At 50.4% G+C, this 11,180-nt stretch carries 10 protein-coding genes; 9 read left to right on the top strand and 1 reads right to left on the bottom strand.

Going from position 1 to position 11,180, the window contains the following annotated elements; all coding sequences use genetic code 11:
* Positions 1–320 precede the first annotated feature (320 nt).
* From dnaA to PT964_RS19780, 9 genes are all read left to right on the top strand, one after another.
* Entirely contained in the window at positions 321–1,679 is a 1,359-nt protein-coding gene (gene dnaA, locus PT964_RS19740; protein WP_274365072.1) for a chromosomal replication initiator protein DnaA, read from the top strand.
* Between the two features lie 213 nt (positions 1,680–1,892).
* Positions 1,893–3,035: a DNA polymerase III subunit beta gene (dnaN, locus tag PT964_RS19745; RefSeq protein ID WP_274365073.1), complete on the top strand. Its 1,143-nt coding sequence runs from the start codon at positions 1,893–1,895 to the stop codon at positions 3,033–3,035.
* 31 nt (positions 3,036–3,066) lie between these two features.
* Entirely contained in the window at positions 3,067–3,276 is a 210-nt protein-coding gene (gene yaaA / locus PT964_RS19750; RefSeq protein ID WP_274365074.1) for a S4 domain-containing protein YaaA, read from the top strand.
* The gene (gene recF, locus PT964_RS19755; RefSeq protein WP_274365075.1) at positions 3,273–4,394 is read left to right on the top strand and encodes a DNA replication/repair protein RecF; all 1,122 of its coding nucleotides are present in this window, start codon (positions 3,273–3,275) and stop codon (positions 4,392–4,394) included. The genes yaaA and recF overlap by 4 nt, the downstream gene beginning before the upstream one ends.
* Before the next feature lie 21 nt (positions 4,395–4,415).
* A complete protein-coding gene (gene remB, locus PT964_RS19760) occupies positions 4,416–4,664 on the top strand; it encodes an extracellular matrix regulator RemB (protein ID WP_274365076.1) in 249 nt (82 codons plus the stop codon).
* Between the two features lie 54 nt (positions 4,665–4,718).
* Entirely contained in the window at positions 4,719–6,629 is a 1,911-nt protein-coding gene (gyrB, locus tag PT964_RS19765) for a DNA topoisomerase (ATP-hydrolyzing) subunit B (protein ID WP_274365077.1), read from the top strand.
* A 66-nt stretch (positions 6,630–6,695) separates the two neighbouring features.
* Positions 6,696–7,070 carry a YybH family protein gene (locus PT964_RS19770; protein ID WP_274365078.1) on the top strand — a complete coding sequence of 125 codons (375 nt, stop codon included), beginning with the start codon at positions 6,696–6,698 and terminating at the stop codon, positions 7,068–7,070.
* A gap of 247 nt (positions 7,071–7,317) precedes the next feature.
* Entirely contained in the window at positions 7,318–9,807 is a 2,490-nt protein-coding gene (gene gyrA / locus PT964_RS19775) for a DNA gyrase subunit A (protein WP_274365079.1), read from the top strand.
* 83 nt (positions 9,808–9,890) lie between these two features.
* Positions 9,891–10,955: an HD-GYP domain-containing protein gene (locus tag PT964_RS19780; protein ID WP_274365080.1), complete on the top strand. Its 1,065-nt coding sequence runs from the start codon at positions 9,891–9,893 to the stop codon at positions 10,953–10,955.
* Positions 10,956–10,958: 3 nt separating this feature from the next.
* Here PT964_RS19780 and PT964_RS19785 read toward each other — a convergent pair.
* On the bottom strand, positions 10,959–11,180 hold a 222-nt coding region (locus PT964_RS19785), incomplete at its 5' end, for a hypothetical protein (protein WP_274365081.1).

The following is an 11,180-nucleotide window of genomic DNA, read 5'->3' on the forward strand; positions in this document are numbered from 1 at the left end:
CACAATAAGCAGTTATGTTGACACTTTGTAAATGAAAATAGTGAAAATGTGGATAACCCGCCAAACCTCATTGAAATACGCCATTTATTTTGCTATATTGGTTATGTTTTCGTTGTGAATAATTTTAATTATCCTCTGATTTATCAACAGCTTGTGGATAACATTGTGAACAATTTCCCCTGTTTCCGGATAATTCGCATTCCCCGATTGTGCATATATAGGAGAAACTTCGACATATTTCCGGACTGATTTACATATTTCGAACGAATGACGCGGCTTGGGCGACCGGCCGCGACGGTTTTCTAAGGAGTGAACGCATTGTGGACAACCATCCCCAAGAGATCTGGCAAAATGTGCTTCAGGTGCTGCAGACCAAAGTGAGCCGGCCGAGCTTCGACACTTGGCTGAAATCGACGCGTGCGGACCAAATTAATGAAACTGCGCTTGTGATTTGCGCGCCTAACAACTTCGCAAGGGAATGGCTTGAGACGAGATATACCCGATTAATCGAGAACGCTGTTCTGGAAGTTACCGGATTTGAAGTCGAGGTTAAGGTCGTTACCGAGGAGGATCGGGACGTTCCCGCCGGAAACGCCGCGCCTCAGCAGCCCAAACGCGTCGCTCCAGCGGAGCCTGCGGCGAACGCCGGCGCTTCGATGCTGAATCCGAAATATAAATTTGAGACGTTCGTCATCGGCGCCAACAACCGGTTTGCGCACGCCGCGTCTCTAGCGATCGCCGAATCGCCCGCGAAGGCGTACAATCCGTTGTTTTTATACGGCGGTGTCGGGCTCGGCAAAACACACTTAATGCATGCGATCGGCCACTACATCATCGAACATAATCCGAGCGCGAGGGTGCTTTATTTGTCTTCCGAAAAATTTACGAACGAGTTTATTAACGCCATCCGCGACAACCGCGGCGAAAGCTTTCGAAATAAATACCGGAATATCGACATTCTTCTTATAGACGATATTCAGTTTTTGGCCGGCAAAGAACAAACGCAGGAAGAATTTTTCCATACATTCAACTCCCTGCACGAGCAAGGGAAGCAAATCGTCATTTCGAGCGACCGGCCGCCGAAGGAAATTCCAACGCTCGAGGAGCGGCTCCGTTCCCGGTTCGAATGGGGCTTGATCACCGATATTCAGCCGCCGGATTTAGAGACGCGGATCGCGATTTTGCGCAAGAAAGCCAAAGCCGAAAACCTCGATATACCGAACGAAGCGATGATGTACATCGCCAATCAGATCGACACGAACATCCGGGAGCTGGAAGGCGCGCTCATTCGCGTCGTCGCCTACTCTTCGCTCGTTAACCAGGATATTACGACGCATTTGGCGGCGGAGGCGCTGAAGGACATCATTCCGAATTCGCGAAACCGCGTCATCACGATCCAAGACATTCAACAGCGGGTCGGGGAATATTACGGTATGAAGCCGGAAGATTTCAAAGCACGCAAACGGACGAAGGCCGTCGCATTCCCACGGCAAATCGCCATGTATTTGTCCAGGGAACTGACCGATCATTCGCTTCCGAAAATCGGCGAAGCGTTCGGCGGAAGAGACCACACGACGGTCATCCACGCTCATGAAAAGATCTCCGCTTCCATCCAGCAAGACCAAGAGCTGTTCAAAATCATTCAAACGATTCGCGACAAAATAAAAAATCCCTCGTAATGAACAGCATACGAGAGACAACCATTCAGCACTTTATACACAGTTGATAACTTAACGCATTCAGGGAAGTCTATGCACAACTTATTCACATGTGGATAGGCTTCTCTTTCCGTTTTAACGGGAGTTATCCACTATTTCTCCTTCCCTACTACTATGACTACGAGTTTTTAAGATATAATTATTACTATATGCCGATGCGGAGTGTGATAGAACTTGAAATTCAGCATTTTGAAATCCTTCTTAAACGAATCCATCCAACATGTAAATAAAGCGATCTCCAGCCGAACGACGATTCCGATTTTAAGCGGGATTAAGATTGAGGCTTCCGCGGCCGGGTTGACGTTAGTAGCCAGCGATACCGATATTTCCATCCAAAGCTTTATACCCGCCGAGATCGACGGAGAACCGATTATCCGAATGGAACGCACGGGCAGCGTGGTCGTTCCCGCCAAATTTTTCGTGGAAATCGTTCGAAAGCTGCCGTCGTCGGAAGTTAACATCGAAGTTGCCGAAAACCACCAAATCGGCATTCAATCCGGAACGACGGAAATTCAGCTTGCCGGCCTCGATCCGGAGGAGTTCCCGCTGCTTCCGCGCCTTTCCGAAAATCAAACCGTTACAATGCCGAGCGAAGTGCTTCGTTCCATGATTCGGCAAGTCGTATATGCCGTAACGACGAATGAATCGACGCCGATTTTGACCGGTGTTTTATGGAGCCTCGAGAACGGGAGACTCAAGATGGTCGCGACCGACCGCCACCGGTTGGCAAGCATCGAGCGTCCGATCGACTGCTCGCCGGAGCTTCGATTTCATAATATTGTGATTTCAGGGAAAAATTTATCCGAGCTCAGCAAAATTATGCCTGAACAAAACACATTGATCGATATTGTCGTCGCGGACAATCAAGTGTTGTTCAGAGCGGGTAATGTTCTGTTTTATACAAGAATATTAGACGGCACTTATCCGGATACGTCGAGAATTATTCCAACGACCTACGTTACGGAAATTACGTTTGCGTCGCGGCCGCTGTCGGAAGCGATCGACCGCGCCTATTTGCTGTCCCGTGAGGAAAAAACGAATATCGTAAAAATGGTCGCCGAAGGCGGCGGTACGGTGGAGATTTCATCCAGCTCGTCGGAGCTCGGGCGGGTAACCGAAAACTTGCCCGTTCAATACGTTTCCGGCGAACCGCTTAAAATTTCGTTTAACTCCAAATATTTTTTGGATGTGCTCAAGGTAACCGACGAGGAAGCGATCCGAATCGGTTTTGCAGGAGCTATGAAGCCGATGGTATTGCGCCCTGTCGATGAGGACGGCGTGCTGCATTTGATATTGCCGTACCGGACCGTCAATTAATTTGCCCGTTGCCGAAAGGAACATGCCAGCCATGAAACAGGTTCAGATTCATACCGAGTACGTTACGCTCGGACAAATGCTTAAATTATCCGATTGCATCAGCACGGGCGGCGCAGCGAAGCCGTTCCTGGCGGAAACGAAGATTACCGTCAACGGCGAGCCCGAAAACCGGCGCGGACGGAAGCTGTATCGGGGCGATCGGATTGAAGTCGCAGGCCACGGAGCATTCGAGATTGTATGAACGTGACGCAGCTTCAGCTTCGTAATTATCGGAATTACGAGCAGGTCGATTTGGAAACGAAGCACCGGGTAAACGTGTTTCTCGGCCAGAACGCTCAGGGCAAAACGAATTTGCTTGAAGCGATCTATATGATTGCACTCACGAAATCGCATCGGACAGGCAAAGATAAGGAGCTCATCCGCTGGAATCAGGACCATGCCCAGCTGGCTGCGTCGATCGAGCGCAAGTACGGGGACTGCAGGCTGCAGCTCGATCTGACGAGCGCCGGCAAGAAGGCAAAAATTAACGGTCTTGAACAAAAGAAGCTTAGCAATTATGTCGGGACGCTGAACGTGGTCCTTTTTGCACCGGAAGATTTGGAGATTGTGAAAGGCTCGCCGGGAGTGAGACGAAGATTTCTGGACATGGAAATTGCTCAGGTCCACCCCTCCTATCTCCACTCTCTTACGCAATATCAGAAGGTGCTGGTACAAAGAAATAATTTCTTGAAAAGCGGAGAAGCGCACAAGGGTTCGAGCGATGCGCTTCTTTCCGTATGGAATGAGCAGCTTGCACAGTACGGTTCTAAAATTATGCAAAAACGTCAAAGCTTCATAACAAAGCTGCAAACGTGGGCGGAGTCCATACACAGCGGCATTACCGCCGGGGCGGAACGGCTTGAAATCGGTTACTTGCCGTCTGTGGACGCCGCCGACTGCCAAGATGAAACTGTCTTATTTGAACGTTTTATGGTAAAGTTATCACAGGCTAAAGAACAGGAACTGCGGAGGGGAGCGACGCTGGTCGGTCCCCATCGGGACGACCTTTCGTTTTCTATCAACGGAAAAGACGCGTATAGCTTCGGATCGCAAGGGCAGCAGCGCACGACGGCTTTGTCGCTTAAGCTTGCAGAGATCGAGCTGATTCACGAGGAGACGAACGAATATCCGATTCTGCTTCTGGACGATGTGCTGTCCGAGCTGGACCGCCACCGGCAGACGCAGCTCATCGATACGTTCCGTTCCAAGGTGCAGACGTTCATTACGACGACCGGGGTCGAAGGAATCCGGCTGGAGTCTCTGGACGATGTGCGTTTGTTTTATGTCAGGGAAGGCACTGTGGCGGAACAACCGATGTGACGCAAGGAGGACGAATTCCTTATGTTTATTCATCTTGGCGGAGAGAAAATTATTCGTGCGGCCGAGCTGATCGCGATATTCGACGTATCGATTGAGGCCTCTTCCAAAATCTCCAAGAGTTTTATTGCGAACGCCTCAAAAGAAAAGATGACGGAAACGATCGGCGAAGAAGAACCGAAATCGGTCGTCGTCACCATAAACAAAGTATACTATTCCCCTATTTCTTCAACGACGTTGAAGAAGCGTGCCCAGCAGCCGTTGGCGCTTTAAATCCGGCCGTAGACGCAATATTGATATTCAGCAATTGACGATGGAGTGATGATCATGTCAGTCAACCAGCAGGCGTACGATGAAAGCCAAATACAGGTGCTTGAGGGTCTTGAAGCGGTTAGAAAGCGCCCGGGAATGTACATCGGCTCCACAAGCGGACGCGGATTGCATCACCTCGTTTGGGAAGTCGTCGACAACAGTATTGACGAAGCTTTGGCAGGCTACTGCACTAAAATTAGCGTCATTGTTCACAAAAACAATTCCGTTACGGTAATAGACAACGGCCGCGGCATCCCGGTCGGCGAACACCCGAAGATGAAGAAGTCGACCCTCGAGGTTGTCATGACGGTGCTTCATGCCGGCGGCAAATTCGGCGGAGAAGGCTATAAGGTATCCGGGGGCCTTCACGGTGTAGGCGTCTCGGTTGTTAACGCCTTGTCGGAGCATGTGACGGTGACGGTCCGTCTCAAAGGGAAAATTCATCGCATGGAATTCCGCCGCGGCGTGCCTCAATACGAAATTCAGGTAATCGGAGAAACCGAAGAAACCGGCACGACGGTAACATTCCTGCCGGATCCGGAAATTTTTACGGAAACGACGGAATTTGAGTACGATATTTTGCAATCTCGTTTGCGCGAGCTTGCATTCCTGAACGCGGGTCTCGAGATTTCTTTGAAAGACGAGCGCACGGACACCGAAAATACGTTCAAATACGAAGGCGGCATCCGCTCGTTCGTAGAGTGGCTCAACCGCAACAAGGAGCGTATTCATGAGCCGCCGATCTATATCGAAGGCCGCAAAGATGTAACAAGCGTCGAAATCGCGATTCAATATAACGACAGCTATACGGAAAATATTTACTCGTTCGCGAACAACATTCATACGCATGAAGGCGGCACTCACGAATCCGGCTTCAAGAGCGCGTTGACGCGGATCATTAACGAGTATGCCCGCCGTACCGGCCAGATGAAGGAAAACGAGTCCAACTTGACCGGCGAAGACGTGCGGGAAGGGTTAACGGCGATCATCTCGGTCAAAATTCCGGAGCCGCAGTTCGAGGGTCAAACGAAGACGAAGCTCGGCAACAGCGAAGTGCGCGGAATCGTCGAATCGATGTTCGCGGAAAAGTTCCAGGAATTTTTGAACGAAAATCCGGCGACAGCCAAGAAGGTTATCGAGAAATCCCTTCAAGCGGCACGGGCCCGGGAGGCTGCTCGGAAAGCGCGCGAGTTGACTCGCCGTAAGAGCGCTCTTGAGGTAAGTTCATTGCCGGGGAAATTGGCCGACTGCTCTTCCAAAGACGCTTCGATATCCGAAGTATATATCGTCGAAGGCGACTCCGCGGGCGGTTCGGCGAAACAAGGCCGGGATCGGCACTTTCAGGCGATCCTCCCTCTTCGCGGGAAAATTTTGAACGTTGAAAAGGCGCGTCTCGATAAAATTTTGAGCAATGCCGAAATTCGGGCGATCATTACGGCGCTCGGCACCGGCATCGGCGAAGATTTCGACATTGCGAAGGCGAGATATCACAAAATCATCATTATGACCGACGCCGACGTTGACGGCGCGCATATCCGCACCCTCCTGTTAACGTTCTTCTATCGGTACATGCGGCAAATTATCGATCACGGCTACGTGTATATCGCTCAGCCGCCGCTGTACAAGATCGAGCGGAACAAGGTGATCCGCTACGCTTACAACGATAAGCAGAAGGATCAAATAATGGCGGAATTCGGCGAAGGCGCCAAACCGAACGTACAGCGTTACAAAGGTCTCGGCGAGATGAACCCGGGTCAGCTGTGGGAGACCACCATGGATCCGGCGAGCCGGACGCTGCTTCAGGTTTCGATTCAAGACGCCGCGCATGCGGATGAAATTTTCGACACGCTCATGGGAGACAATGTCGAACCGCGTCGCGACTTTATTCAACAGCATGCGAAATATGTGAAAAATCTGGATATATAATGCGCGTCATGATACCCTGTCTTTATTCGTGTAAAGACAGGGTATTTTTTTAACGGAGGTATGCGCTTGAGCTACAAGGAGTTTATGCAACGTTATGAGGATGCTACAAACAGTCATTCGTTCGAAGAGGTTGAGAAGCTGATAACGGATGACGCCGTGTTCTGGTTTACGAGCTCTTCCCATAAGGGCAAGGCAGAGATCAGAAGCTATTTCGAGAACACCTGGAATACGATTCAAGAAGAAGTGTATACGATTAGCGATGTGGAATGGATTGCTGCAGATGAGAAAACGGCGGTATGCATTTATCGATACAACTGGCGAGGAATATATAAAGGCGAAATCGTCGAAGGCGAAGGCAAAGGAACTAACGTTTGCGTTAATATCGACGGAAGCTGGAAGGTTCGCCACGAGCACCTCACTCCCCTGCCGATGAACGGGTAAGAAGGACATTATTCCATCGCTTACCTCTCCCCCGTTTATTCGGAGGCGTTTTGTGAAAGAAATGAGATAGTGACTCCAAGGCAATTTTTTATTGATTTAAAGTGCAACAAAGCCCGACCGCTTAGGAAGATAATTCCATTGAAATATTAGAAGCGTAATTTTAAATATTCGAAATTTATCCCTTGTAATGTTATAATAATAAGGTTGATGACAAGAGATCAAACAAGCACTTGTCAGGAGGTACGACATGCCGGACGAGAGAGTTCAGAGTATACAAGAGAGAGATATTGGCAGCGAAATGCGACAGTCCTTCATGGATTATGCGATGAGCATTATCGTTAGCCGTGCCCTGCCTGACGTTAGAGACGGTTTGAAGCCGGTGCATAGAAGAATTTTGTATGCCATGTCAGAGCTTGGGATGGCGCCGGACAAGCCGTTTAAGAAATCGGCAAGAATCGTCGGCGAAGTCATCGGTAAGTATCACCCGCACGGCGACTCCGCGGTGTATGAGACCATGGTTCGTATGGCGCAGGATTTTTCGCTGCGTTACATGCTGGTGGACGGTCACGGAAACTTCGGTTCGATTGACGGCGACTCTGCTGCGGCCATGCGTTATACGGAAGCGAGATTGTCGAAAATTGCGATGGAGCTTCTTCGCGACATCAACAAAGAGACGATCGACTTCCAGCCGAACTACGACGGAGAAGAGCAAGAGCCGGTCGTTCTTCCTGCGCGCTTTCCGAACCTGCTGGTAAACGGTGTTTCGGGGATCGCGGTCGGCATGGCGACCAACATACCGCCGCATAACTTGGGCGAGGTCATTGACGGAGCGCTGATGCTCATTCAGAATCCCGACGCGACGGTCGCTGAACTGATGAACGTCATTAAGGGCCCGGACTTCCCGACCGCCGGTTTTATTCTCGGCAGAGAAGGAATCCGCCAAGCGTATTCGACGGGCCGCGGCTCCGTAACGATGCGGGCTCGCGCCGAAATTCAAGAAGTCAACGGCAAGGCGCGCATTGTCGTCACCGAGCTTCCTTATCAGGTCATTAAGGCGAAATTGATCGAGAAGATCGCCGAGCTCGTGCGCGAGAAACGAATCGAAGGCATCACCGATTTGCGCGACGAATCCGACCGCAACGGCATGCACATCGTCATCGAGCTGCGCAGAGACGTCAATCCGAGCGTCGTGCTGAACAATTTATACAAGCATACGACCATGCAGTTGAACTTCGGCATCAATATGCTCGCCCTTGTGAACGGCGAGCCGAAAGTGCTGAACCTGCGCGACATGCTGTACTATTATCTGCAGCATCAAATCGAGGTTATTCGCCGCCGCACCGAGTTTGACTTGAAAAAAGCGCGCGCACGGGCGCATATACTCGAAGGCTTGCGCATTGCGCTCGACAATTTGGATGCCGTAATAGCTTTGATTCGTTCTTCGCGCACGACGGAAATTGCCCGCGAAGGGCTTATGACCCAATTCAACCTGTCGGAAGAACAGGCGCAAGCGATTCTCGATATGCGTCTCCAACGCTTGACCGGTTTGGAGCGCGAAAAAATCGAGAACGAATACGCGGAATTGATGCAAAAAATCGCCGAGTACGAGGCTATTCTCGCGGATGAGCAGCTCGTTCTTAATATCATCAGCGATGAGCTGAAGGAAATTAAAGACAAATTCGGCGATGAGCGCCGTACGGAAATTACGATCGGCGAGGAAGCGATTCTTGACGAGGATCTTATTCCTCAGGAAGAGGTACTGATCACGATTTCCCATACCGGTTATATCAAGCGGATTCCCGTCGCTACGTACCGCAGCCAACGCCGCGGAGGTCGCGGGATCATCGGTATGGAAACGAAGGAAAGCGACTTTGTCGAGCACCTCTTCGTAACGAACACACATAATTATTTGCTGTTCATTACTAATAAGGGGAAAGCATACCGGATCAAGGGGTACGAGGTTCCGGAGCTCGGCCGCACCGCACGCGGAACGCCTGTCATCAATTTGATTCAGATTGAGCAAGGCGAGCACATCAGCGCAGTCATCCCGATTCCGGATATGGATGACGATAAATATTTATTCTTTGCGACCCGACAAGGCGTCGTGAAGAAAACGCCGCTTCGCGATTTCGGCAACATCCGCAAGGTCGGCTTGATCGCCCTTCTTTTGCGCGATGACGACGAGCTCGTCGGCGTCCGTCTGACGGACGGCAACCGGCAAATCGTTATGGGCTCGAAGCAGGGCATGTCGATTCGTTTCCCTGAAGAGGAAGTTCGCTCCATGGGACGCGCATCTACCGGCGTTAAAGGCATTCATTTGTCCGAAGGCGACGAAGTGATCGACATGGATGTCGTAGATGAGGATGACGACGTGCTGATCGTGACTTCCAAGGGCTACGGCAAAAGGACCCCAATGTCCGAATATCGCATTCAGTCCCGCGGCGGCAAAGGAATTAAGACGCTCAATTTAACGCCGAAAAACGGTCATGTTGTGGGACTTAAAGTTGTTCGCGAGGATGAGGATTTGATGATCATTACGGCCTCGGGTACCGTAATTCGGACCAGCATGGACGGAATTTCGGAGATGGGCCGCAATACGCAAGGCGTCCGATTGATTCATATTCGCGACGACGATGAGGTAGCCACGGTCACGCAGGTGGAGAAAAACGAGGAAGAGCCCGAAACGCCGGATGAACAACTCGGAGAGTCCGTAGACGGCTCGGATGCAACCGAATAAAAAACTTAAGGGATTGGTCTTTAACGCCAATCCTTTTTGTTTTACAATACTTGTTATAGACAGCGAAAAAGGTGATGTACGCTATGGCGACGGTAGCGGTCTCCATGTTGAAATCGGGCGAACGCATTATAGAGGATGTGCACACGCCCCTCGGCGGCTTGCTGTTCGAAAAGAACCGCGTGCTGTCTCCAAGAGATCTCGAAATATTGCGCGCCTTTATGGTGCGGCATGTCATTCTTGAGAATAAACCGGTCGAAGTGGAAACGGGACAAGAGACGACTGCCGCCGTTGAAACGAATAACGACATTCTTGCGTTTTATAAAGAATACGAAGGCATGTACAAAGTGTTGAAGCGGGTGTTTGCCTTGGCAACAACGGGCGGAACATTGCCGATTTTGGATATGAGAAACCAGCTGGAGAAGCTGCTTGCTCAAGTTCCGTTTTACAACCTGCTGACCTTCTCCCCGCGCCGGACGAGCGTTCAGGATTATTTGATTCACAACAGCATCCTGGTGGCATTGTCCTCCTATCAATTGGCGCGCTGGTGCCAATTTCCGCAGAAGGACCTTATTCCGATCGCCATGGCCGGACTTCTGCACGATATCGGAAATACCCGGATCGACGACACGATTCTTTACAAACCGAACCGGCTGACTCAAGCTGAATATGAAGAACTTAAGAAGCATACGATTATCGGCTACAACCTTTTGAAGAACGTTGCCGGGATCAATGAGGGCGTGAAGCTGTGCTCGCTGCAGCACCATGAGCGCGAAGACGGTTCGGGGTACCCGCTTGGCGTGAAGGGCGATAAGGTGCACGTTTATGCCAAAACGATCGCCGTCACTGACATGTTTCATGCAATGACTACACACCGCCAATATAAGAAAGCCTCCTCCCCCTATCTCGTTCTGGAAGAACTGATGAAGGAAGCGTTCGGGAAGCTTGATCCGGGCATCGTCCAAACATTTATACAAAAGGTGACCGAATTCCATAACGGTACGGTAGTTAGGCTGAATAACAATGCGATCGGAGAAATCGTCTTTACGGATCGCCACAATCCCACCCGACCCATGGTTAATGTGAACGGCAAAATTATTAATCTAGCTCAAGAGCGGACTTATTTCATTCAGGAAGTCATATCGAATTAAAGGTCATGCTGCCGGATGGTTATATTCGGCAGCATGTTTTATGTTGACACGGACCGGCGTTTCGTGATAGATTATCTCTTGCTGCTTCGAACGTGAATGCGAGACACCATCTGGTAAAAACTTCAGTGTTGCATTAACGGTTCGAATGTGGTAGGATATAAAAGTCGCTGGTTTGAAGCGGCAAAGCAACAAAGCTTGCTCCTTGAAAACTGAACAACGAGCACG

Source organism: Paenibacillus thermotolerans (genome assembly GCF_028745515.1).
GTDB classification, from domain to species: Bacteria; Bacillota; Bacilli; order Paenibacillales; family YIM-B00363; genus Paenibacillus_AE; species Paenibacillus_AE thermotolerans.

Excerpts from the sequence above, each read along its gene's own strand:
- yaaA (WP_274365074.1), top strand. The coding sequence starts at position 3,067 with ATGAAACAGGTTCAGATTCATACCGAGTACGTTACGCTCGGACAAATG.
- gyrB (WP_274365077.1), top strand. The coding sequence starts at position 4,719 with ATGTCAGTCAACCAGCAGGCGTACGATGAAAGCCAAATACAGGTGCTT.
- PT964_RS19780 (WP_274365080.1), top strand. The coding sequence starts at position 9,891 with ATGGCGACGGTAGCGGTCTCCATGTTGAAATCGGGCGAACGCATTATA.
- recF (WP_274365075.1), top strand. The coding sequence starts at position 3,273 with ATGAACGTGACGCAGCTTCAGCTTCGTAATTATCGGAATTACGAGCAG.
- gyrA (WP_274365079.1), top strand. The coding sequence starts at position 7,318 with ATGCCGGACGAGAGAGTTCAGAGTATACAAGAGAGAGATATTGGCAGC.
- remB (WP_274365076.1), top strand. The coding sequence starts at position 4,416 with ATGTTTATTCATCTTGGCGGAGAGAAAATTATTCGTGCGGCCGAGCTG.